Annotated in this window: 16 protein-coding genes; 12 read left to right on the top strand and 4 right to left on the bottom strand. The window is 64.3% G+C overall.

The genetic code is table 11. The annotated features are described in order from the left end of the window. The first annotated feature begins 118 nt into the window (after nucleotides 1-118). Nucleotides 119-1,711, top strand: a complete 1,593-nt coding sequence (locus LB547_RS29755) for a hypothetical protein (RefSeq protein ID WP_140582995.1) — start codon at nucleotides 119-121, stop codon at nucleotides 1,709-1,711. Here LB547_RS29755 and LB547_RS29750 read toward each other — a convergent pair. The 4 genes from LB547_RS29750 to LB547_RS29735 all read right to left on the bottom strand — a co-directional run bounded on the left by LB547_RS29750 (nucleotide 1,705) and on the right by LB547_RS29735 (nucleotide 5,120). Then, complete coding sequence (locus tag LB547_RS29750) at nucleotides 1,705-2,322, bottom strand: alpha-ketoglutarate-dependent dioxygenase AlkB family protein (protein WP_140524103.1); 618 nt, start codon at nucleotides 2,320-2,322, stop codon at nucleotides 1,705-1,707. The two genes, LB547_RS29755 and LB547_RS29750, sit on opposite strands and share 7 nt — an antisense overlap. A gap of 103 nt (nucleotides 2,323-2,425) precedes the next feature. After that, nucleotides 2,426-2,899, bottom strand: coding sequence for a peptidoglycan-binding protein LysM (gene lysM, locus LB547_RS29745; RefSeq protein ID WP_140491191.1), 474 nt, complete (start codon nucleotides 2,897-2,899; stop codon nucleotides 2,426-2,428). Nucleotides 2,900-2,988: 89 nt separating this feature from the next. After that, the gene (gene arfB, locus LB547_RS29740) at nucleotides 2,989-3,426 is read right to left on the bottom strand and encodes an alternative ribosome rescue aminoacyl-tRNA hydrolase ArfB (protein WP_140491189.1); all 438 of its coding nucleotides are present in this window, start codon (nucleotides 3,424-3,426) and stop codon (nucleotides 2,989-2,991) included. 83 nt (nucleotides 3,427-3,509) lie between these two features. Next, nucleotides 3,510-5,120 (bottom strand): phosphoenolpyruvate carboxykinase, encoded by a 1,611-nt coding sequence (locus tag LB547_RS29735; RefSeq protein WP_140563523.1) that lies wholly within the window; start codon nucleotides 5,118-5,120, stop codon nucleotides 3,510-3,512. A 343-nt stretch (nucleotides 5,121-5,463) separates the two neighbouring features. Between LB547_RS29735 and LB547_RS29730 the strand changes: the two genes are divergently transcribed. From LB547_RS29730 to addA, 11 genes are all read left to right on the top strand, one after another. Continuing rightward, a complete protein-coding gene (locus tag LB547_RS29730) occupies nucleotides 5,464-6,165 on the top strand; it encodes a response regulator transcription factor (RefSeq protein ID WP_010912942.1) in 702 nt (233 codons plus the stop codon). A 143-nt stretch (nucleotides 6,166-6,308) separates the two neighbouring features. Continuing rightward, the gene (locus LB547_RS29725) at nucleotides 6,309-8,093 is read left to right on the top strand and encodes a sensor histidine kinase (RefSeq protein ID WP_140491185.1); all 1,785 of its coding nucleotides are present in this window, start codon (nucleotides 6,309-6,311) and stop codon (nucleotides 8,091-8,093) included. A gap of 210 nt (nucleotides 8,094-8,303) precedes the next feature. Continuing rightward, nucleotides 8,304-8,750 (top strand): HPr kinase/phosphorylase, encoded by a 447-nt coding sequence (locus LB547_RS29720; protein WP_140763763.1) that lies wholly within the window; start codon nucleotides 8,304-8,306, stop codon nucleotides 8,748-8,750. 164 nt (nucleotides 8,751-8,914) lie between these two features. Next, the gene (locus tag LB547_RS29715; RefSeq protein ID WP_027032585.1) at nucleotides 8,915-9,316 is read left to right on the top strand and encodes a PTS sugar transporter subunit IIA; all 402 of its coding nucleotides are present in this window, start codon (nucleotides 8,915-8,917) and stop codon (nucleotides 9,314-9,316) included. After that, nucleotides 9,313-9,609 carry an HPr family phosphocarrier protein gene (locus tag LB547_RS29710; RefSeq protein WP_140491179.1) on the top strand — a complete coding sequence of 99 codons (297 nt, stop codon included), beginning with the start codon at nucleotides 9,313-9,315 and terminating at the stop codon, nucleotides 9,607-9,609. Before LB547_RS29715 ends, LB547_RS29710 begins: the two co-directional genes overlap by 4 nt. Before the next feature lie 173 nt (nucleotides 9,610-9,782). Further along, a complete protein-coding gene (gene ahcY / locus LB547_RS29705) occupies nucleotides 9,783-11,183 on the top strand; it encodes an adenosylhomocysteinase (RefSeq protein ID WP_140763731.1) in 1,401 nt (466 codons plus the stop codon). A 187-nt stretch (nucleotides 11,184-11,370) separates the two neighbouring features. After that, a complete protein-coding gene (locus LB547_RS29700) occupies nucleotides 11,371-13,926 on the top strand; it encodes a sensor histidine kinase (RefSeq protein WP_140517753.1) in 2,556 nt (851 codons plus the stop codon). 8 nt (nucleotides 13,927-13,934) lie between these two features. Next, the gene (gene tsaE / locus LB547_RS29695; RefSeq protein ID WP_140671642.1) at nucleotides 13,935-15,446 is read left to right on the top strand and encodes a tRNA (adenosine(37)-N6)-threonylcarbamoyltransferase complex ATPase subunit type 1 TsaE; all 1,512 of its coding nucleotides are present in this window, start codon (nucleotides 13,935-13,937) and stop codon (nucleotides 15,444-15,446) included. Beyond that, nucleotides 15,443-16,207, top strand: coding sequence for a nucleotidyltransferase family protein (locus LB547_RS29690; protein WP_281405848.1), 765 nt, complete (start codon nucleotides 15,443-15,445; stop codon nucleotides 16,205-16,207). The genes tsaE and LB547_RS29690 overlap by 4 nt, the downstream gene beginning before the upstream one ends. Next, nucleotides 16,204-19,338 carry a double-strand break repair protein AddB gene (addB, locus tag LB547_RS29685; RefSeq protein ID WP_140763734.1) on the top strand — a complete coding sequence of 1,045 codons (3,135 nt, stop codon included), beginning with the start codon at nucleotides 16,204-16,206 and terminating at the stop codon, nucleotides 19,336-19,338. The genes LB547_RS29690 and addB overlap by 4 nt, the downstream gene beginning before the upstream one ends. Then, a complete protein-coding gene (addA, locus tag LB547_RS29680) occupies nucleotides 19,335-22,856 on the top strand; it encodes a double-strand break repair helicase AddA (RefSeq protein WP_140763737.1) in 3,522 nt (1,173 codons plus the stop codon). Before addB ends, addA begins: the two co-directional genes overlap by 4 nt. Nucleotides 22,857-22,858: the final 2 nt, after the last annotated feature.

Here is a 22,858-nt window from a genome sequence, read left to right as displayed (position 1 = left end):
CTATCCGAGCTAGTTTCCGATGCAATCTTAATGGGATCGCAAGCAGCTATGCCTCTGTCCCAGTTTCGATCATGACCTTTAATCTTTTGCGGAGGCTCGTCCTTTTAGAGGCAATCATATGAGCTTGTCGGGCGCAAGAACGTTCGATGCGATGGTCGCATCCCAGTACCGTATCGGCAGTCTGCGGCAATTCTCGCTCGTTGGACTGGTCGTCGTGATCTCCTTTTTCATGCCTTGGACAGCGGGTGACAACACCGATGTGAGTTGGATAATCATTATCTGCGAGAAGATTTTTTCTGGTCAGAAACTCTATGTCGACATTTTAGAAACCAACCCGCCTTTTTCGGTCGCTCTGTATATCGGACCAGTGTGGTTGTCCCATAGGTTGGGAATTTCGCCGGAATTGGCGATCGAATATTTCATCTATCTTATCTTCGTCGTTTCGATTTTGTTGTCGGCCCTTGTGATCGAGAAAGGCAGGATCTTTGTCGATCTCAGAACCCAGTGGGTCTATCCCATGCTCGCGGTTCTGCTTCTGATCATGCCAGGGAATATTTTCGGACAACGCGAGCATATCGGTATGATGCTGTTCATGCCGATGCTGTTCCTGATGATGTGGCGTTCCAACGATAGTCCAGGCCAGCATATACCATTTGCACTTGCATTCACCGTTGGGCTGGCGGCAAGCGTGTTGCTGCTCGTTAAGCCCCACTGGGCACTTGGCATCGCACTGCCTTATCTTGTCATCGCCTGGCGAAGGCGGTCGCTTCTGGCCTGCCTGACTGTTGAGAATATCGTCATAGGCGCGATCTGCACGGGGTATCTCGCCAGCGTGCGAATATGGTTCCCAGAATTTCTTGATACATTCTTGCCTTTGCTGATGCGCTACTATGTCAGTCTGCGGGCCAACATAAATATTCTGTTGGCGCTGCCGACCTTTGCGGTGTTCGTCGTTTTTATAGCCTTCCAGATGCGGAAATCTGCTTGGCGAAGTGATGTGGCAATTGCGGTAACAAGTGGCGCAGGCTTCTTTGTCTCAATGGCATATCTTGGCAAATATTGGCCCAATCACCAGTATCCGTATCAGCTTGCGTTGCTGGTCGCGATGCTGTTGGCTGTTGCATCGCGACGGCAAAAAGTGCTCGCGCTTTCAGGAGAAGAAGCGGCCTCGGAGCGCGCCAATGCGAGACTTCATTCTAGCGCCGCCTTTGCTGTGGTTGTCGCTCTCACGGTAACGCACCACCAGTTTTACCAGATGCCGGAAAAGAGCCTGGTCGATGCAATCAAGGCCCGATACTCCTCGCCGTCCATTGTTCAGGTCAGTTCGGATCTTTCCGTCGGGAATCCGCTGGCGAGGATGGTCAATGGCCGTTGGCTTTCAGCCTACGCTCATGATTGGGTTGGCGCCCATGCGCTTTGGGGTTTGATGAAAGGCAACTATCACGGCGAAGACGAACGAATAGCGCGGCACGACCTCGACAACTATACGCTTTATGTCAACTCCTTGATCCGCGACAACAAGCCGGACATCATCCTTGTCGATCGCTTGGACAAGAAGAAATCCGTGTTGTCGTTGGCGGCGAATTATCCTCCAATATGGACTACCTGGATGCGTCAGAACGCTGACTTCCAGGCCTTGATGAGCAATTACGAAGAGATCGCGCTAGGAGACTACATCGAGGTCTATGCGCGGCGCAGCAGTGCTCACTGACCCCTCGTCACCCGCCGCAGCGTCAGATTGATCCTGCCGCCATTTTTCAGCAGCGCCGAGGTCGAGGGGTAGATGCGGTCGACGCCGTGAAAGCAGAGGCGTCCTTCGCCGCCGAGCACGACGACGTCGCCGCTCTTCAGCCGGAACGACCGGGTCGCCCCCTCGCGCGTCGTCTGGCCGACCCTGAACAGGCAGTCGTCGCCCAGCGAGACCGATACAACGGGTGCTGAGAAATCCTCCTCGTCGCGGTCCTGATGCAGACCCATCTTCGCATCCGGCGCGTAGAAATTGACCAGGCATGCCTGCGGCGGATGCGGGTAGGCCGAGACCTCTCGCCACAACCGCATCAGCACATCCGGGATCGGCGGCCACGGCGTCCCTGTCACGGGGTGCGTCGGCTGGTAGCGATAGCCGCGTTCCTTGTCGGTGACCCAGCCGAGCGGGCCGCAATTGGTCATGCGCACGCTCATTTCCTTGCCGGTGCGCGGCATGGCCGGCACGAATAGCGGCGCCTGCTGGACGATGCCTCTCACATCCTCCACCAGCGCCTCCTGCACGTCGCGGGACAGATAGGCCGGCATGTGGCGGACGCCCTTGGGCAGAACGAGCATGAGGTCGGTCGCTAGCTCCGTTTCGTCGGTTCGAGCATGCCATCTGAAAATGAAAACGGCGACCCGAAAGCCGCCGTTCCCGAAAAATTCGCGTCTCCCTTGATCAGGTGAGGTCTGGAATGCGCAGGACCTGCCCCGGATAGATCTTGTCGGGATGGGTCAGCATCGGCTTGTTGGCCTCGAAGATGACCGTGTTCTTGGCGCCCTTGCCCTTGCCATAGCTTTTCTCGGCGATCTTCCAGAGATTGTCGCCCTTCTGGACGGTGTAGAAGGTCGGTTCCTTGGCCGCGGCCGCCGCCGAACCGGAGGCCGGCGCGACCTGCAACTCGTCCGCCTGCACCTTGGAGACGCCTAGCGTGTTGCCGACGGCGATGACCGCCTTTTCGAAAACCGACTGGTCCTTGACCACGCCCTTCAGCACCGCCGTGTCGCCCTGGACGACGACCTGCACGCCGTCGGTACCGAGCTTGTGCGAATCGAGTTCTTTCTTGAGCGTATCGGCGCTGGGTGCCGCTTCCTCGTCACCGCCTATGCCGAGCTTTTTGCCGACGCTCTTGACGAAATCGAACATACCCATCTCCAGGTCTCCTTGCTGTGGCAATGAGTAAACCTTGCATCTGCAAAGCGAAATTGAAAGCGGGTTCACGCGCGCGATTGGTGTGTTGCTTAATCGTTCTCTACCCGGCCGCGCAGTTTCTTGATGGTGCCGCGTCCGGCCTTGCTCTTCAGCCGCCGTTCGACCGCGCCTTTCGACGGTCTCGTCTTCTTGCGCGGCGGCGGTGGCGGCTCGGCCGCCTTGGCGACCAGCGCCGTCAGCCGCGCCCGTGCATCCGCCCGGTTCTGCTCCTGCGTGCGGAAGCGTCCGGCTTCGATGACGATGACGCCGTCCTTGGTGGCGCGCTGGCCGGCAAGCCTGATCGTGCGTTCGCGCACGCGCTCCGACAGGCCGGGTGCGTTGCGTGCATCGAAGCGCAGCTGCACCGCCGTCGCCACCTTGTTGACGTTCTGCCCGCCGGGGCCGGAGGAGCGGATGAAATCCTCGTGCAGATCACCCGGATGGATCACGGCATCGTCGGCAATGATGATTGTGTCGTCGCTCGTCATGCCGCAGTCATGGCGCGGCGCACGAAAAAAGAAAAGGCCCGATCGGGACCGGCCTTGCGAGGATGGCTGAGCCTGGCGGGCGATTATTCCGCCGCTTCCCGCATGTGCGGCGCCGCGCCGAGGACGGAGGCGTCGACATGGCTTTCGAACTTCTCGAAATTGACGGCGAACATGCCGACCAGCCTTGCCGCTTGCCGGTCATAGGCCGATTTGTCGGCCCAGGTCGATCGCGGGTCGAGGATGGCGGCGTCGACGCCCGGCACCGCCACCGGCACCTCGAAACCGAAATTGGCGTCGGTACGGAAACCGGTCGTCTTCAGAGAGCCGTCGAGTGCCGCGGCAAGCAGCGCGCGCGTCGCCTTGATCGGCATCCGCCTGCCTGTGCCGTAGGCGCCGCCAGTCCAGCCGGTGTTGACCAGCCAGCAATCGGCACCGTGCTGCGCGATCAGCTCGCGCAGCAGATTGCCATATTCCGAGGGATGGCGCGGCATGAACGGCGCGCCGAAACAGGTCGAGAACGTCGCTTCGGGCTCGGTCACGCCCTTCTCCGTTCCGGCCACCTTGGCCGTGTAGCCGGACAGGAAATGATACATCGCCTGCGCCGGGGTCAGTCGTGCGATCGGCGGCATCACGCCGAAAGCGTCGGCGGTCAGCATGATGATGTTCCGGGGATGGTCGGCGCGCCCCGTCTTGCTGGCATTGGGTATGAAGTCGAGCGGATAGGCGCAGCGCGTGTTCTCGGTGAGCCGGCTGTCGTCGAAATCCGGCACGCCATGGGCGTCGAGAACGACGTTCTCCAGCACCGTGCCGAAGCGCTGCGTGGTGGCGAAAATCTCAGGCTCCGCTTCCGCCGACAGCTTGATGGTCTTGGCATAGCAGCCGCCTTCGAAATTGAAGATGCCGTGCGGCCCCCAGCCGTGCTCGTCGTCGCCGATCAGCGTGCGCGACGGATCGGCCGACAGCGTCGTCTTGCCGGTGCCCGACAGGCCGAAGAAAATCGCGGCGTCGCCGCCAGCGCCCTCATTGGCCGAGCAGTGCATCGGCATCACGCCCTTGGCCGGCAGCAGGTAGTTCAGCATTGTGAACACCGATTTCTTCATCTCGCCGGCATAGGAAGTGCCGCCGATCAGGACGATCTTGCGGGTGAGGTCGACGGCGATCACGGTTTCGGTGCGGGTGCCGTGGCGGGCGGGGTCGGCGCGGAAGGAGGGCAGGTCGATGATCGTCATCTCGGGCACGAAATGGTCGAGCTCCGCAGCTTCCGGACGGATCAGCAGGTTGCGGATGAACAGCGAATGCCAGGCAAACTCGGTGATGACCCTGGTGGGCAGCTTCAGCTCATGGTCTGCGCCGCCGACAAGGTCCTGCACGTAGAGATCCTTGTCCGCGGCGTGCGCCCGGAACTCTTCGAGCAGCGTCTCGAACTGGTCCGGCGAGATCGCCTTGTTGTTGTCCCACCAGATGTCATTCTCGGTGGCGCCGTCGCGGACGACGAACTTGTCCTTGGGCGAACGGCCGGTGTGCTGGCCTGTTTCGGCGACCAGCGCGCCATGTGCGGTCAGCCGCGCTTCGCCGCGCCTGATCGATTCCTCGTAGAGGGCGGGCGCCCCGAAATTGTAGCGCACCAGGCCAGAGGTTCTGAGACCGATACGATCGATCGCGCAGGCAGGATTGCGTTTGCCGACTTCCGACATGGGTGACCCTTCTCCGATTTGCCGCATCTTTGCCGGCGCCTTTCCGGCACGCCCACTACGCGAGCTTAGATGGTCAGAACCAGAAAAGCCGAATGATATCAAATCATTAATCGATTTAAATATTTTGAAAGTTGTTTAAATCGTTTATATGTGCAAAAAGTTTCGTGGTTGCCCAAAGGATTGGCGGCGCTGGTTCGTCCAATCCATATCGAGGTGCGATCGTGGCCGCCGGCATGCCGCCCGTGACAGCGGCGAAGGCCTATGCCACATTTTGTACCTAATTTGTCCTGCAAAAGCCCCTTCTCTACCAAAGAAGGGACAGCTCATGAGGGAGCCGCTTGAAATGGCAACAATCGCGCTTGTCGATGACGACCGCAACATTCTGACCTCGGTGTCGATCGCCCTCGAATCGGAAGGCTATCGCGTCGAAACCTACACGGATGGTGCGTCCGCGCTGGAAGGCCTGGCGGCGCGCCCGCCGAATCTCGCCATCCTCGACATCAAGATGCCGCGCATGGACGGCATGGAACTCTTGCGCCGGATGCGCCAGAAATCCGACCTGCCGGTCATCTTCCTGACCTCCAAGGACGACGAGATCGACGAGCTGTTCGGCCTCAAGATGGGCGCCGACGACTTCATCCGCAAACCCTTCTCGCAGCGTTTGCTGGTCGAGCGGGTGCGCGCGGTGTTGCGTCGTGCCAGCGCCCGTGAGGCCGCGGCAAAAGCGCCCAGCCAGCAGGCGCGCTCGCTCGAGCGCGGCCAGCTCGTCATGGACCAGGAACGCCACACCTGCACCTGGAAAGGCGAACCGGTGACGCTCACCGTCACCGAATTCCTGATCCTGCATTCGCTGGCACAGCGCCCCGGCGTCGTAAAAAGTCGTGATGCGCTGATGGATTCGGCTTATGATGAGCAGGTCTATGTTGACGACCGTACCATCGACAGCCACATCAAGCGGCTGCGCAAGAAGTTCAAGGCCGTCGACGACGACTTCGAGATGATCGAAACCCTTTACGGAGTCGGATACCGGTTCCGCGAGGCGTGAATAGGCGGGTAGGCAATAGAGAATAGTCGGTAGTCAGTTTTGAATGGTGCGAGCGGCCACCCGTGCATCGCCGCGATCTCAGCCAACCATTTCTCTATTCGCTACCCGCTACTCACTAATACTAAGCAGGGAACTGCTGTTCGATGGCAGTGGAAGCACAGCGGAGCAGATCGGCGGGCGTTGCAAGGCGGCCGGCGCGCATCATGCCCGCGTTCCTGTCGAAGCTCACCGTGCCCATGCGCCGCTTCCTCGGCCATCACATCTTTTCCAGCCTCACGCGGCGTATCCTCTTCCTCAATCTCGCCGGCCTCGCAGTCCTGGTCACCGGCATTCTCTATCTCAACACCTTCCGCGACGGGCTGATCGACGCCCGCGTCGAAAGCCTCATGACCCAGGGCGAGATCATCGCCGGCGCGATCGCCGCCTCGGCGACGGTCGAGACCGATTCGATCAGCATCGATCCGGAAAAGCTGCTTGAGCTGCAGGCCGGCGAAAGCCTGGGACCGGGCTCCGACCAGCTCGACAATCTGGATTTCCCGATCAATCCCGAGCGCGTCGCCCCGGTGCTGCGCCGGCTGATCTCGCCGACCCGCACCCGCGCCCGCATCTACGACCGCGACGCCAATTTGCTGCTCGATTCGCGCCATCTCTATTCGCGCGGGCAGATCCTTCGGTACGATCTGCCCCCGGTCGACGAGGAAGAGCCCGACCTTGTCGAACGCATCCAGAAGTTCATCTTCGACTTCTTCCGCAACACCGATCTGCCGGTCTATCACGAGCAGCCCGGCGGCAATGGCGCCGCCTTCCCGGAAGTGGTCAAGGCGCTGACCGGCAGCCCGTCGACCATCGTCCGGATCAGCGAACAGGGCGAGCAGATCGTTTCCGTCGCGGTGCCGATCCAGCGCTTCCGCGCCGTTCTCGGCGTGTTGATGCTGTCGACCGAAGGCGGCGACATCGACAAGATCGTCGCCGCCGAACGCAAGGCGATCCTGCGCGTCTTTGGCATCGCGGCGCTCGTCACCGCCATCCTGTCGATGCTTCTGGCCTCCACCATCGCCAATCCGCTGCGCCGGCTGTCGGCGGCGGCCGTGCGGGTACGGCGCGGCGTCAAGAGCCGCGAGGAAATCCCTGATTTCTCCGACCGTCAGGACGAGATCGGCAATCTGTCGATTGCCGTGCGCGACATGACGAACGCGCTCTATGCGCGCATCGAGGCGATCGAGAGCTTCGCCGCCGATGTTTCCCATGAATTGAAGAACCCGCTGACCTCGCTGCGCAGCGCGGTGGAGACCTTGCCGCTGGCCAAGAACGACAATTCGCGCAGCCGGCTGATGGAGATCATCCAGCACGACGTCAGGCGGCTGGACCGCCTCATCACCGACATTTCGGATGCCTCCCGTCTCGACGCCGAGCTGGCGCGGGATGACGCGGGGACCGTGGACCTGAAGAAATTCATCACCGACCTCGTCGCCGTCTCGCGTGAAACGACGCGCAACAAGAAGGCGGTCGAGATCGAGCTCAGGGTCGCCAAGCTGCCGCAGGGCGTCAAGGGCTATTTCGTCGTCGGCCACGACCTGCGCATCGGCCAGGTCATCACCAACCTGATCGAGAACGCCCGCTCCTTCGTGCCAGAGGAGCGCGGCCACATCATCCTGTCGCTGGCGCGCACCGGCAAGTTCAACATCCTCACCGTCGATGACAATGGTCCCGGCATCCGTGCCGACAACATCGACCGCATCTTCGAACGTTTCTACACCGACCGGCCCGCCGGCGAGGCGTTCGGCCAGAATTCAGGCCTTGGCCTGTCGATATCCAGGCAGATCGTCGAGGCCCATGGCGGCACGCTGACCGCCGAGAACATCCCCGGCACCAAGCCAGGCGAGATCAAGGGCGCCCGCTTCGTGGTTACGCTGCCGGCCGAAGCATGATCCCGAAAAGTGGGAACCGGTTTTCGGATCAGATCATGCCTCATGCAAAAATGATCCCGGATATCGCGGCCTTACGGCCGTCATCCTCGGGCTTGTCCCGTGGATCCGCCGCACAGCGGGACTATGGTGCGAACACTATTGGAAGGCCTGCAGATTCTCGGGATGACGGGGTTGGATCAGGATTTCCGAAATACACAAGCGGGCACGCTCATGCAGCCTGAAAACATCCACGCAACGGCCATCCTGATCGGCGAGCGCGGCGTTCTCGTCAGCGGCGCATCCGGTTCGGGCAAGACGACGCTGGCGCTGGCGCTCATTGACCATTGCCACCCGCGAGGCTTGTTCTCACGGCTCGTCGGCGACGACCAGCTTTTCGTCATGGCACATGCGGGACGGCTGGTGTGCCGCGCGCCCGCCGCGATCGAGGGCCTGGTCGAGGTGCCCGGGCGTGGTCCGCGACCCGTGCCGTTTGAGGCGGGCGCCGTCATCGATCTGCATGTCAGGCTTTTGCCGGCCGGCGAAGTGGTACGCTTTCAGGAGGATGCCGACGACAACATCGCCGGCTGCCTGGTGCCGCGGATTGACGTGACGGAACGCAATATTGCCGCTGCCTTGCCCGCCGTGATGGCGCATCTGTCGATCGCGCCTTTTCTATGATGCGACCGGGGTTTTTTGCTGCAATGCGTCAAAATGGCATGGGCCGGCGCAATTTTGGGCTTGTCAACGAGCCGCGCGTCGACAAGATAGCGCTCCCGCCGCCTGGAATGGCTGGCGAGCATAAAATGCGCCTGTGAAGCGGCGATGACGGGAGCCACCAAAGAATGATCGGACTCGTGCTTGTAACGCACGGTCAACTGGCCACCGAGTTCCGACATGCCGTGGAACATGTCGTCGGGCCACAAGACAATTTCGAAACCGTGGCGATCGGGGCTGACGACGATATGGAGCAGCGCCGGCGCGACATCGTCGATGCCGTTGCCCGTGTCGACACCGGGACGGGCGTGATCGTGTTGACCGACATGTTCGGCGGCACGCCTTCGAACCTTGCCATTTCCGTGATGGAGTCCGGCCGCACCGAGGTGATCGCCGGCATGAATTTGCCGATGCTGATCAAGCTATCCTCGATCCGCAAGGGCGACAACATGGCGGCGGCCCTCGACGAGGCGCAGGCGGCGGGGCGCAAATACATCAATGTCGCCAGCCAGCTCCTGAGCAGCAAATGAGCACGATGTCGTCGGAAAAGGACCAGATCGTCCGCGAATTTCCGATCGTCAACCAGCGCGGCCTGCACGCGCGCGCCTCGGCCAAGTTCGTACAGCTCGCCAGCGGCTACAACGCGTCGGTCCATGTCGAGAAGGACGGCGTCAAGGTCGGCGGCACCTCGATCATGGGCCTGATGATGCTGGCTGCAAGTCCGGGTTATTCGATTCGCGTCACCGCCAGCGGTCCCGAAGCGCTTGAGGTCATGAATGCGCTGGAGCAGCTGGTGGCGTCCCGCTTCGGCGAGGAATGCTGATCCCTTACCTTCGCATGGAAGACATGCAGGGATAAAGATTTCTTTATATCCCATTGTCGTCTTGACGCCGATCTGCTAGTCAGGCGGGCAATTCGCGCCCTTCGACGCGCCTGCCGGCGCGGGCGCATCCGCAAACAATTCAATAGCGTAACAATTCGCATCGGAGCACTGCCATGACGGGTAGCAAGGACTATGTGGTCGCCGACATCTCGCTTGCCGGCTGGGGCCGCAAGGAAATCGAGATCGCCGAAACCGAAATGCCGGGCCTGATGGCCTGCCGCGAGGAATTCGGCTCCAAGAAGCCGCTCAAGGGCGCGCGCATCACCGGCTCGCTGCACATGACCATCCAGACCGCGGTGTTGATCGAGACGCTGAAGGCGCTCGGTGCCGATATACGCTGGGCTTCCTGCAACATCTTCTCGACCCAGGACCATGCGGCTGCTGCCATCGCCGAGGCCGGCATCCCGGTCTTCGCCGTCAAGGGCGAGACGCTTGAGCAGTACTGGGACTACACCGACAGGATTTTCCAGTGGGCCGACGGCGGCACCTCCAACATGATCCTCGATGATGGCGGCGACGCCACCATGTACATCCTGATCGGCGCGCGCGCCGAGGCCGGCGAGGACGTGCTGTCCAATCCGCACAGCGAGGAGGAGGAACATTTCTATGCCCAGGTCAAGAAGCGCATGAAGGCTTCGCCCGGCTTCTTCACCAAGCAGAAGGAAGCGATCCGAGGCGTCACCGAAGAGACGACCACCGGCGTCAACAGGCTCTACCAGCTGCAGAAGAAGGGCTTGCTGCCTTTCCCGGCCATCAATGTCAACGACTCCGTCACCAAGTCGAAATTCGACAATAAATATGGCTGCAAGGAATCGCTGGTCGACGGCATCCGCCGCGGCACCGACACCATGATGGCCGGCAAGGTCGCCGTCGTCTGCGGCTATGGCGACGTCGGCAAGGGCTCGTCCGCCTCGCTGAAGGGCGCCGGCGCCCGCGTCAAGGTCACCGAGGTCGATCCGATCTGCGCCCTGCAGGCGGCGATGGACGGCTTCGAGGTCGTCACGCTCGAAGATGCCGCACCCACCGCCGACATCGTCATCACCACCACCGGCAATAAGGATGTCGTCACCCTCGACCACATGCGTTCGATGAAGGACATGGTGATCGTCGGCAACATCGGTCACTTCGACAACGAGATCCAGGTGGCATCGCTGCGCAACCTGAAATGGACCAACGTCAAGCCTCAGGTCGACATGATCACCTTCCCCGATGGCAAGCGCATGATCTTGCTGTCGGAAGGCCGCCTGCTCAACCTCGGCAACGCCACCGGCCATCCGAGCTTCGTCATGTCGGCGTCCTTCACCAACCAGGTGCTGGCGCAGATCGAGCTGTTCACCAAGGGCGAGCAGTACCAGAACCAGGTCTACGTGCTGCCCAAGCATCTCGACGAGAAGGTCGCGCGCCTGCATCTCGACAAGCTCGGCGCTCGCCTGACCGAACTGTCGGGCGAACAGGCAGCCTATATCGGCGTGACCCCGCAGGGTCCGTTCAAGCCGGAACACTACCGCTATTAACCAAAGCTGAATTTACTACCAGATATTGACGCCGGGCGATTGACTTTTCGCCCGGCTTTATTTTTGCGCCGAATGATTCTTCACGCCGATTCCAGCAGGCGCTATTGTTGTGATTCGCGGTCCGGGGACGAGGACCGGCGTACGCATCAGGGCGGTCTTGCATTCAGGCGGCGAAGAGGACCAAGACATGCCGGGGGATAACCCGCTTTGCGCGGGACGGGCCGTTTCCGGCGGCCATGACGATTCGAGGATTACCGGCACCGCCACGCGAGGCGGGCGCCCTTCATGGCGCGCGCGCGCCGGACTTTTCCTTGCCGGCTCCGCACTTGGCTGGCCTTTGGCCGGCACGGTGGCCCACGCCCAGGCTGCTGGTGCGGAGGCCGCAAGCCTATCGGTGAGCACGGTCGAGGTCGTGCAGCTTGCCGTCTTTGTCGGAGTGATGGGAGCGGCATTCCTGTCGGCCATCGTTCTGATCCGGGAGAGAGCGCGCACCTCGGCCGAAAATGTCGAGCTCAGGAGCCGCATCGCGGACATCAACGCGGCGCTGCGCCGTTCGGAGGCGCTGCTCAACTTGCGCGACCAGCGTGTCGTCGTCTGGGCCTCGGAGAACAAGAAACCCGAGCTCATCGGCACGCTGCCGGTCGAAAGCGGCGCGCCCGAGGAGCGGGCCGCCTTCCTTGCCTTCGGCCGCTGGCTGATGCCGCGCTCGGCTGCGGCACTCGAGCATGCCGTCGCGGGGCTGCGCGAAAGAGCCGTGTCCTTCGACCTCGTCATCGAAACGCAGACCGGCGCTCCGCTGGAAGTGCATGGCCGCAAGAGCGCGGCGCATGTGCTGGTGCGGTTCGTTTCTCTTTCCGAGACGCAACGCAGCCAGGCCCGGCTGAAGATCGAAAACCAGCGGCTGGCCGCCGATCATGATACGATGATCGGCCTGCTCGAGGCGCTGAAGATGCCGGCATGGCTGCGCGGCGAGGACGGCCGCCTGAGATGGGTGAACCGGGCCTATGCCGAAGCGGTCGAGGCCGAAAGCGCGGAGATGGCTGTCCGCGACGCCAAGGAATTCCTCGGCGGCCAAGCGCGCGAAGCGATCGCTGCCCAGCACAAGTCCCATCCTGTCTTCGAACAGACGCTTTCCACGGTCATCGAGGGCGACCGCCGCGTCTTCGCGGTGACCGATTTCGCCGGCGCCGACGGTTCGGCCGGGCTTGCCTGCGACACCAGCGCCATCGAAACCATCCGCAGCGAATATGAGCGCACCGTGCGCAGCCACGCCGACACGCTCGACCAGCTCAACACGGCGGTCGCGATCTTCGACACCGACGAGAAGCTGCGCTTCTTCAACCAGGCTTTCCAGAAGCTCTGGGGCCTCGATGCAGGCTTCCTGCACAGCGCGCCCGATAACGCTTTGCTGCTGGATCGGCTGCGCAGCGAGGGCAAGATCGCCGAGCAGCCGGAGTGGCGTCGCTGGAAGGAAGGCCTGCTCGGCGCCTACCGCGCGGTGGAATCCCAGGAGCATTGGTGGCACCTGCCCGACGGCAAGACCATCCGCGTCGTCGCCAACCCGCAGCCCAAGGGCGGCGTCACCTGGGTGTTCGAGAACCTGACCGAGAAGATGGACCTCGAAAGCCGCTACCGCACCGCGGTGCGGGTCCAGGGCGAAACACTCGACAACCTCGCCGAAGGCGTGGCGGTGTTCGGTCCCGACGGCAGGCTGCGCCTGTCGAACCCGGCATTTGCTACTTTGTGGGGCCTGGACGCCGAAACCGCCCGGCCCAATGTCCATGTTTCCGCAATCCGTGAGCTTTGCGACCTGCAAGCGATCGACAGCCCGTGGGGCGGCTTCGTCGCCGCCATCACCGGCTTCGACGACGAGCGCCGCGACCGCCACGGTCAGACCGAGCTCAACAACGGCACCGTGCTGCGCTACGCCGTGATCCCCCTGCCCAACGGGCAGGTGATGATGACCTTCGTCGACGTTACCGACAGCGTCCGTGTCGAACGCGCGCTCAAGGACAAGAACGAGGCGCTGGAGAAATCCGACCAGCTCAAGAACGAATTCGTCCAGCACGTGTCCTACGAACTGCGCTCGCCGCTGACCAACATCATCGGCTTCACCGAACTGCTGTCGCTGCCGGCCACCGGTCCGCTGACGCAGAAGCAGCGCGAATATGTCGAGCATGTCGGCTCGTCGTCCTCGGTGCTTTTGACCATCGTCAACGACATACTCGACCTGGCCACGGTCGATGCCGGCATCATGCAGCTCGACATTTCCGAGGTCCATGTCGACCGCACGATCGCCGCCGCCGCCGAGCTGGTTGCCGACCGGCTGGAAGAGCATTCAATCAGGCTCGAGGTCGATGCCGCCGCGGCGCCGAAGACCTTCCACGGCGACGAAATCCGCATTCGCCAGATCCTCTACAACCTGCTCAGCAACGCCGCCAACTACGCGCCGGAGGCCAGCGCCATCCGGCTCGCCTGCCGTCAGTTGGCGGACGGGGTGGAATTCTCGGTCCATGACGATGGACCCGGCATGCCGCCCGACGTGCTTGACTCGGTGTTCCGCCGCTTCGAGCCGCGCGCCAATGGCGGCCGCCGGCGCGGCGCCGGGCTCGGACTGTCGATCGTCAAGAGCTTCGTCGAGCTGCATGGCGGCAGCGTCCGCATCGAAACCGGCAAGGACAAGGGCACGACCGTCATCTGCACCTTTCCCGACATGCCGGGCATCCGCGCCGCGGCCGAGTAGCGCACTCGATGGCCGCATTGATGCTCGAGCGTTTACTCGCCGACGAAACACAGACAGCGCGGCTGGGTGAGGATCTGGCGCTGGCGTTGCGCGCCGGCGACGTCCTGGCGCTGAAGGGCGATCTCGGCGCGGGCAAATCGACGCTGGCGCGGGCGCTGATCAGGGCCTTGGCCGACGATGCCGGTCTCGACGTGCCGAGTCCTACCTTCACCCTTGTGCAAAGCTACGATACGCGCATCCCGGTCCATCATTTCGACCTCTACCGCCTGTCCTCGGCAGCCGAGCTCGATGAACTGGGCTTCGACGAGGCGTTGGCGCAAGGCGCGGCCCTTGTCGAATGGCCGGAACGGGCCGAGGGTTATTTGCCTGGGACCGCCGTGTTGATCGAACTCGTCCAGCATGGCGATGGCCGATTGGCGAGACTGTCCGGGCAAGGCGCTGCCTACGATCGGGTGGCGCGGTCGCTCGCCATGCGTGATTTCCTCGAAGGCGCTGGATGGGGCGAGGCCAGCCGCCGCCATTTCATCGGCGATGCCTCTGCCCGCTCCTACGAAATTGTCTCGCTTCCAGGCCACGCCGCGAGGGTGCTGATGAACTCGCCGCGGCTGGTGCTGGGCCCGCCGGTGCGCGACGGCAAGCCCTATGGCGTCATCGCCCACACCGCCCAGTCGGTGTCAGCCTTCGCCGCCATCGACCGCGCGCTGCTCGCCGCCGGGGTCAGCGTTCCCGAAATCCATGCGCAGGATCTCGACCAGGGATTCCTGCTGCTCGAACATCTGGGCTCCGAAGGTTTCCTGGACGGGCATGGCAGGCCGGTCGCCGGGCGCTATGAGGCGGCGGCCGAACTGCTCGCCATGATGCATGGCAAGACCTGGCCCCACCGGATGGAGGCCGCGCCCGGCGTGTTTCACGATGTGCCGCCCTTCGACCGCGACGCCATGCTGATCGAGGCGGACCTGCTGGTCGATTGGTACGTGCCGATGCTGACGGGCGCTCCGGCGGGCGATGCCTTGCGCGTCGGCTACCACAAGGAGTGGAACGCGGTTCTCGACCGGCTCGCTGACAGCCAATACACGCTGATGCTGCGTGACTTTCATTCGCCGAACATCATCTGGCGCGCTGAGCGCTCCGGCCATGACCGGCTCGGTATCGTCGATATCCAGGACGCGTTGATCGGCCCCGCCGCTTACGACGTCGCCTCGCTGGCCATGGACGCGCGCGTCACCATCCCGCCAGGCATCGAGAAACGCACGCTCGATGCCTATGTCGCCGCCCGCCACGCGGCCGGCCCATTTGACGAGGCGGCATTCCTCGAGGCCTATGCGATCATGGCGGCGCAGCGCAATTCCAAGATCCTCGGCATCTTCGTCCGGCTCGAAAAACGCGACGGCAAGCCCTATTATCTGAAGCACTTGCCGCGTATCCGCGACTATCTGCGCCGGGCGCTGTCTCATCCTGCCTTGGCCGGCCTTCGCGAGTTCTATACCGCTCACGGTCTGCTGGAGGAGCAAACGCCGTGACATCGATACCGGACGCAGCGAGCGTGCCCAAAACTGCGATCGTGCCCAAAACTGCGATAGTGCTTGCCGCAGGGCTCGGCAAGCGCATGCGGCCGATCACCGACACGATCCCCAAGCCGCTGGTCAGGATCGCCGGCAAGACGCTGCTCGACTGGGGCCTCGACAGTCTCGCCGCGGCCGGCATCGGCAAGGCCGTCGTCAACGTGCACTATCTTCCCGAACAGATCGTCGCCCATCTCGGCGCGCGCCATGCGCCGCGGATCGTCATTTCGGACGAGAGCGAGCGGTTGCTCGATTCCGCCGGCGGCATCGTCAAGGCGCTGCCGGAGCTCGGCCAACAGCCCTTCTACATCCTCAACGCCGACACCTTCTGGATCGACCAAGGAACGCCCAATCTCAACCGTCTCGCCCTTGCATGGGACGCCGCGAAAATGGATATTCTGCTGATGCTGGCGGATCTCCATCAGGCGACCGGACACTGCGGCAGCACCGATTTCCTGGTGGCGCCGGACGGCACCCTGCGGCGTTCCAAGGGCGATCCGGCGGGCCTGATCTATGCCGGGGCGGCGATCGTCCATCCGCGCATCTTCAAGGGTGCCCTGCCGGAACCTCATTCGCTTAACGCCTACTTCGACAAGGCGATCGCCGCCGGCCGGCTGTCCGGCATGCCGATGTATGGCCATTGGATCACCGTCGGCACGCCTGACGCTATTGCCAGCGCGGAAGCGGCGGTCGCCGACGCGCTAGCCGAGTTGCAATGAGCGGCCCGGGCCGCGTTTTCTCCATTCCGCCCGGTGCGCCGTTTCTGCCGACGCTTGCCGAGGCGCTGCTGGCCGGGCGTCTTGTTCCGGGCTTTCGCTTCGATGGCGACCCGCTCGCTTTGGCCGATGTCATCATCTATGTGCCGACGCGCCGCGCCGCGCGCGCCTTGCGTGGCGTCTTCGTCGACAGCCTGTCGGCGAGGGGCGGCGGCGGTTCGGCGATTCTGCCAGTCATCCGGCCGCTCGGCGAGTTCGATGAGGACGAGGCCGCGTTCGAGACGGAAGCGTCGGCCGCCATCGACCTCGCGCCGCCGATCGCGGCAACCGAACGCCTGTTGCTGCTGGCGCCGCTGGTGCGTGCCTGGAAACGCCGGCTGCCGGCGCATGTGGCGGCGCTTTTCGACGAGGAGATCGTCATTCCGGCCTCCGCCGCCGATGCGATCTGGCTGGCGCGCGATCTCGCCCGGCTTATGGATGAGATCGAGACGGAAGGCACGGACTGGACGCGGCTCGCCGATCTGGTGAGCGGCAATCTCGCGGGATGGTGGCAGGTCACGCTCGATTTCCTCGGCATCGTCACCGAAGCCTGGCCGAAATTCCTTGGGGAACGGAACCTCTCCAATCCGGCCGCGCATCGCAGCGCCCTGATCCGGCTGGAAGCGGCGCGGCTGCGGCGCAATCCGCCCGCCGGGCCGGTTATCGCCGCCGGTTCCACTGGCTCCATCCCCGCCACGGCAGAGCTGCTGGCCGCAATCGCCCGCTTGGCGGGAGGAGCCATCGTGCTGCCAGGCCTCGACCGGACGATGGATGAGCCGTCTTTCCAGGCCATCACGGCGCCGGGCGCACGTCCGGCCGTGCTCGGCCATCCGCAATACGGCCTCGCCAAGCTGATCGGCACCATCGGTGTGCTGCGCGGCGATGTCGAGGAGATCGGCGCGGCCGGACATGAACTCGCGCTTCGCGCCGCCCTCGTCGGCGAAGCGCTGCGGCCGGCCGAGACCACCGAATTGTGGGCCGAGACGCGCAGCGGCTTTTCCCCCTCCGACATCGAGCAGGCGTTCTCCGGCGTGAGCCTGCTGGAGGCAGCCAGCGAACGCGATGAAGCCGTGGGGATCGCCGTCGCGCTCAAGCGCGCAGTCGAGCAGCCCGGCCAAAGAGCGGCCCTCGTTACCGGTGACCGTGCGCTGGCGCGCCGCGTCTCGGTCGAGCTCGCTCGCTTCGGCGTCGTCGCCGACGATTCCGGCGGTGTGCCGCTTTCCAACACGCCCGCCGCCGGCCTGCTTGGGCTGGCGTTGCAGGCGGTGTTCCGCCCCGGTGACCCGGTCGGCCTGCTGTCGTTGCTCAAGCATCCCCTGCTTGCCCTTGGCCTGGACCGGACGAGCGTTCGCCATGCGGCGGAACTGATCGAGCTGGTGGCGCTGCGCGGCGGCACCGGCCGCCCCGACATCGCGTCGCTGCCGGACCTGTTCGAAGCCCGCCTGGTTGACCTCGGCGCCGACAGCAGGCGGCCTTTCTGGTTTGCCCGGCTGACCGTGCGCGCCATCGAAGGCGCGCGGAATTTGCTCGGACGTCTCAACGAAGCGCTGGCGCCGCTTGCCGCCTTTCGCGGCCAGGCCGACGCCGGTCTTGTCGCGCTGGTCGGGGCCAGCGTCGTGGTGTTGGAAAATCTCGGCCGTGCGGCCGATGGCGGTCTTGGCGCGCTCTATGCCGGCGATGCCGGCGAGAAGCTCGCCGACCTGTTGCGTGGACTGGTCGCGGCGCCCGTGCCGCTGTCGTTTGCCGCCGACGAATGGCCAGACGTCATGGCGGCGCTGATCGCGCCCGAGACGGTCAAGCCGGCGCAAGGCACAGACAGGAACATCGCCATCTGGGGGGCGCTGGAAGCCCGCTTGCAGAATGTCGACACGCTGGTCATCGGCGGCATGAACGAAGGCGTGTGGCCGCGCAAACCCGAAAGCGATCGCTTCATGTCGCGGCTGATGAAGACCGGCATCGACCTGGAGCCGCCCGAACGGCGCATTGGGCTTGCCGCACATGATTTCCAGATGGCCATGGGGGCGGCGAAGGTGGTGCTGTCGCGCTCCGCACGCGCCGGCGACGCGCCCGCCGTGCCCTCGCGCTGGCTGCAGCGCATTCTCACTTATATCGGGAAGGACCAGGCAGCCAGGCTTGCCGAACGTGGCGACGAACTCATCGCCTGGGCGCGCGCGCTCGATTCCGGCCCGCGGCGGGACTTCGCGCCGCGCCCGCAGCCGAAGCCGCCGGTCGCGCTGCGTCCAACCCATTTCTCGGTCACCGAGATCGAGACGCTGCGTCGCGATCCCTACGCCGTCTATGCCAGGCGCATCCTCGGCCTGCTGCCGCTCGACCCGGTCATCCGCGACCCGGGTGCGGCCGAGCGCGGCACGCTGTTCCACGCCATCCTGCATCTGTTCTCGGGCAGCGTGGCCGATCCGCGTGCTCCCGATGCGCTGGCCGGCCTGCTCGCCGCCGGCCGGACCTGCTTTGCCGAGGCAGCACTTCCCGCCGATGTCGAGGCGGTCTGGTGGCCGCGTTTCGAAAAGCTCGCCGCCAGCATCATCGAATGGGAACGCGGCCGCGCTGGGGCCGTGGCCCGGCGCCACGCCGAGGCGCGAGCGGCCAAGACCGTGGTCGGCCAATCCGGGATCACCCTGTCGGGCTATGCCGACCGGGTCGATCTTCTCCATGGCGGCTTGGCCGACATATTGGACTACAAGACCGGCTCCTCGCCTTCCAAGGCCCAGGCGCACACGCTGCTGTCGCCGCAACTGGCCCTGGAGGGCGCGTTGCTCAGGCGCGGCGCTTTCCAGGAACTCGGCGCGCGCGAGCCCTCGCAATTGGCTTTTGTCAGGCTGAAGCCGAATGGCGAGGTTTTCGAGGAATCGATCCTCGAATACAACCGGCAGCCACGCACCGCCACGGACCTCGCCGAGGAGGCCTGGGCGCGGCTGGAGAAATTGCTCATCCACTATGCCGATCCGGCGGCCGGCTACCTGTCGCGGGCACTGCCGTTCCGCGAAGGCGAGACCGACGGCAACTACGACCATCTCGCCCGCGTGCTCGAATGGTCGGCGGGCGGCGATGCGGATGACGAGGGAGGGGAGGCATGAAGAAAGCCTATCCCATCCCCGGCGAAACCGCCTCCAGGCAGGCCAGCGCCTCGGATCCGAGGAATTCCGCCTGGGTGTCGGCCAATGCCGGGTCCGGCAAGACCCATGTGCTGGCCCAGCGCGTCATCCGGCTCCTGCTGCGTGGCACCGATCCGTCGAAGATACTGTGCCTGACCTACACGCGCGCCGCCGCCGCCAACATGTCGAACCGGGTTTTCTCGACATTGTCGGAATGGACCGCGCTCGGCGATGCCGAATTGGCGGTGAGGGTCGAGGCGCTCGATGGCCGCCGGCCCGACCGCGAAACCATGCGCCGCGCCCGCCGCCTGTTTGCCGAGGCGCTGGAAACGCCCGGCGGCCTGAAGATCCAGACCATTCATGCCTTCTGCGAATCGGTGCTGCACCAGTTCCCGCTGGAAGCCAACATCCCCGCGCATTTCGAGATGCTCGACCCGCAGATGGAGGCATCGTTGTTCGCCGCCGCGCGCCGTGAAATGATTTCGGGCAGCGCGGCGGATCGGCCGGACCTCGCCGAAGCTTTCGCCGCCGTGCTCGAGCGCGGTGGCGAGGCCGGGCTCGACGCTTTGCTGGGTGAGATCGTCCGCAAGCGCGACGAACTGGGCGCCTTCATCGGTGAAATCGATCGAGGCGGCCCGAACTTCCAGACGCTGTTCGACGAATTCCAATTCCGCCCCGGCCAGACCGCCGAAGGCATAGCGACCGCCATCTGGCCGCTGCCCGGCTTCCTGCCGGATTATTTTGCCGGCTTCGCCCAGGCGGCGGAGGCCGCCGACGCCAGGACGGTGCTCAACAACATCTTGCCTCATGCGCGCCTGGCTTTCGCGGAAACCGACCCCGTGCGCCGCCTGCAGCTGCTTTCGCGGGCTTTCCTGAAGGCCGACGGCGACGTCTACGATCCAGCCAATGCATTCAAAAAGGCGCTGCTCGACCGGCTGCCGGACCTGGCGGAGCGCTATCTCTCGGCGACCACCGCAATCGTCGAGACGGTCGACCGGCTCGCCCTGTTCCGAATGCTGGAGGGCACGCGCGCCGCGCTGACGCTGGCCGACTGGCTGGTCGCCCGCTACGAGCAGTTGAAGCGTGGCCGCGGGTTCCTCGACTTCAACGACCTGATCACCCGCACCGTCAGTCTCCTGGCCAGGCCCGATGCCGGCCCGTGGGTGCAATACAAGCTCGACCAGGGCATCGACCACATCCTGCTCGACGAGGCGCAGGACACCAGCCCCGACCAGTGGGAGGTGGTGAAGCGGCTGGCCGAGGAATTCTTCGCCGGCATCGGCGCCCGCGACACCGCGCATCGGACGATCTTCGCTGTCGGTGACGAAAAACAGTCGATCTATTCCTTCCAGGGAGCGGCGCCGGATTCCTTCGCCGACAGCAGGCTCCTGTTCGCAAGCAAGGTGCGCGACGCCGATGCGCCCTTCGCCGATCTGAAGCTCACCTGGTCGTTCCGCTCGACCGACGATGTTCTGGCCGCTGTCGACCGTGTCTTCGCCGATCCGGTCGTGCGGCGCGGCATCAGCCATGACCCCGACCCGCTGAGCCACAAGGCGATACGCACCGATGCACCGGGCTATGTCGAGGTCTGGCCATCCATCGGCGCCGATGTCGTCGACGAGCCGGACGACTGGACCCAGGCAGTCGACCATGCCCGCGCGCCGGCGGTTCGGGTTGCCGAAAACGTCGCCGCCACCATTGCCGGCTGGATCGGCAATGGCGAGGTCATCGAAGGCCGCGGCAAGAGGCTGCGCCCTGGCGACGTGCTGGTGCTGGTGCGCAAGCGCGATCGCTTCGTTCATGCACTGACGCGTGCCCTGAAACGTCGTGACATCCCGGTCGCCGGCGCGGACCGGTTGAGCCTGCCCGGCCACATCGCGGTCAAGGACCTGATCGCGCTCGGCCATTTCCTGATCCAGCCGCAGGACGATCTGTCGCTCGCCGCCGTGCTGCGGAGCCCGATCTTCGATCTCTCGGAAGAGATGCTTTTCACACTGGCCGCGCAAAGACCATCCGGCCTGTCGCTGGCCGAGTCCCTGCGCCAGCATGCCAGCCAAAGCGAAGCGCTCGCGGCGGTCGCCGCTCAACTCGACATCTGGGCCAACGAGGCCGTCTTCAAGCCGGTGTTCGAATTCTATGCCGGCCTGCTGGCACGCGGTGGCGTGCGCCGCAAGATGGTTGCGCGGCTCGGGCCGGAAGCCGGGGACATTCTCGACGAATTCCTGAGTTTCTGCCTTGCCGAGGAGCGGACCGGCTTGCCCAGGCTGGAAGCCTTCCTGTCGACGCTGGAGAGCGCCGGCCCAGAAATCAAGCGCGAGATGGACCAGACCCGCGACGAGGTTCGCGTCATGACCGTGCATGCAGCCAAGGGGCTCGAGGCGCCTGTCGTCTTCCTGGTCGATGGCGGTTCGGCTCCGTTCAGCGATCAGCACCTGCCGCGCCTGATGCCTTTCGAGGGTTCGGGGCTGAACTGGAGCGGCAAGGGCTTTCTCTGGCGTTCGACCAGCGACGTCGCCAACGGGATTTCGAAGGCTGCCGCGGCCAGGGCGCGCGATCTCGCCGATGACGAGTACCGGCGGCTGCTCTATGTCGGCATGACCCGGGCCGAGGACAGGCTGATCGTCTGCGGTTATCATGGCAAGCGCGCGCCGAACACCGGCACCTGGCATTCGCTCGTCAGCCGTGCCCTGGTCGGGGCGCCGGAGAGTGCCGAGTATCCGCATCCGGCCGGCGGCGGCGTCTCAGTGCATCGCTTCCAGGTGACCGGATTGCCGCCGTTTGCACCGGTCGCCGAGAGCGAAGCCAGGCAGACGCGGGACTTCGGGCCGCCGCCCGAAATCTTGTTCAAGCCGCTGCCGCCATACGAGGACCTGCCGCGCCCGCTGTCGCCATCCGGAGCCTCCGCCCTGATCGACGAGGGCAAGGAAAGCGTCATCGACACCGGCTCGCCAGTGCTGGATGGCGACGCCGAACCCGGCTTCGCCGTCATGCGAGGCCTGGCGCTTCACAAACTGCTGCAGATGCTGCCCGGCGTGGCGCAAAACGAACGCCAGGGCGCAGCCGAACGCTATCTCGCCCGCGCCGGCGCGCAATGGCCGGCCGGCGAGTGCGAAAAGGCGGTCGCCTCGGTGATGGCGATCCTTGCCGATCCGCGTTTCGCGCCGCTTTTCGGACCCTCTTCGCGCGCCGAAGTGGCGGTCATGGGCAGCCTCGACGTCAAGGGCACGAAACGCTCGATTTCCGGCAAGATCGACAGGTTGGCGGTGACGCCGGACCGCGTATCCATCATCGATTACAAGACCAATCGGCCGGCGCCCGCCTCGCTGGGCGAGGTTCCGCCCGCCTATCTGCTGCAGCTCGCGCTCTATCGCGCCTTGCTGCGGCCGCTCTATCCCGGCCGCGAAGTCACGGCGGCCTTGCTGTTCACGGAGGCGCCGCGGCTGATCGAACTACCGGCTCGGGCCATGGATGACGCTCTTGCCCGACTCACGCGAGCGTGACA

It is taken from the genome of Mesorhizobium sp. B264B1B (assembly GCF_020165765.1).
Taxonomy (GTDB): Bacteria; Pseudomonadota; Alphaproteobacteria; order Rhizobiales; family Rhizobiaceae; genus Mesorhizobium.
Note: the sequence above shows the minus strand (reverse complement) of the source record. Positions and strands in the feature narration are given on the sequence as shown.

Coding starts and splice junctions, on each gene's coding strand:
- LB547_RS29755 (WP_140582995.1), top strand. CDS start 119: ATGAGCTTGTCGGGCGCAAGAACGTTCGATGCGATGGTCGCATCCCAG.
- LB547_RS29750 (WP_140524103.1), bottom strand. CDS start 2,322: ATGCTCGTTCTGCCCAAGGGCGTCCGCCACATGCCGGCCTATCTGTCC.
- lysM (WP_140491191.1), bottom strand. CDS start 2,899: ATGGGTATGTTCGATTTCGTCAAGAGCGTCGGCAAAAAGCTCGGCATA.
- arfB (WP_140491189.1), bottom strand. CDS start 3,426: ATGACGAGCGACGACACAATCATCATTGCCGACGATGCCGTGATCCAT.
- LB547_RS29735 (WP_140563523.1), bottom strand. CDS start 5,120: ATGTCGGAAGTCGGCAAACGCAATCCTGCCTGCGCGATCGATCGTATC.
- LB547_RS29730 (WP_010912942.1), top strand. CDS start 5,464: ATGGCAACAATCGCGCTTGTCGATGACGACCGCAACATTCTGACCTCG.
- LB547_RS29725 (WP_140491185.1), top strand. CDS start 6,309: ATGGCAGTGGAAGCACAGCGGAGCAGATCGGCGGGCGTTGCAAGGCGG.
- LB547_RS29720 (WP_140763763.1), top strand. CDS start 8,304: ATGCAGCCTGAAAACATCCACGCAACGGCCATCCTGATCGGCGAGCGC.
- LB547_RS29715 (WP_027032585.1), top strand. CDS start 8,915: ATGATCGGACTCGTGCTTGTAACGCACGGTCAACTGGCCACCGAGTTC.
- LB547_RS29710 (WP_140491179.1), top strand. CDS start 9,313: ATGAGCACGATGTCGTCGGAAAAGGACCAGATCGTCCGCGAATTTCCG.
- ahcY (WP_140763731.1), top strand. CDS start 9,783: ATGACGGGTAGCAAGGACTATGTGGTCGCCGACATCTCGCTTGCCGGC.
- LB547_RS29700 (WP_140517753.1), top strand. CDS start 11,371: ATGCCGGGGGATAACCCGCTTTGCGCGGGACGGGCCGTTTCCGGCGGC.
- tsaE (WP_140671642.1), top strand. CDS start 13,935: ATGGCCGCATTGATGCTCGAGCGTTTACTCGCCGACGAAACACAGACA.
- addB (WP_140763734.1), top strand. CDS start 16,204: ATGAGCGGCCCGGGCCGCGTTTTCTCCATTCCGCCCGGTGCGCCGTTT.
- addA (WP_140763737.1), top strand. CDS start 19,335: ATGAAGAAAGCCTATCCCATCCCCGGCGAAACCGCCTCCAGGCAGGCC.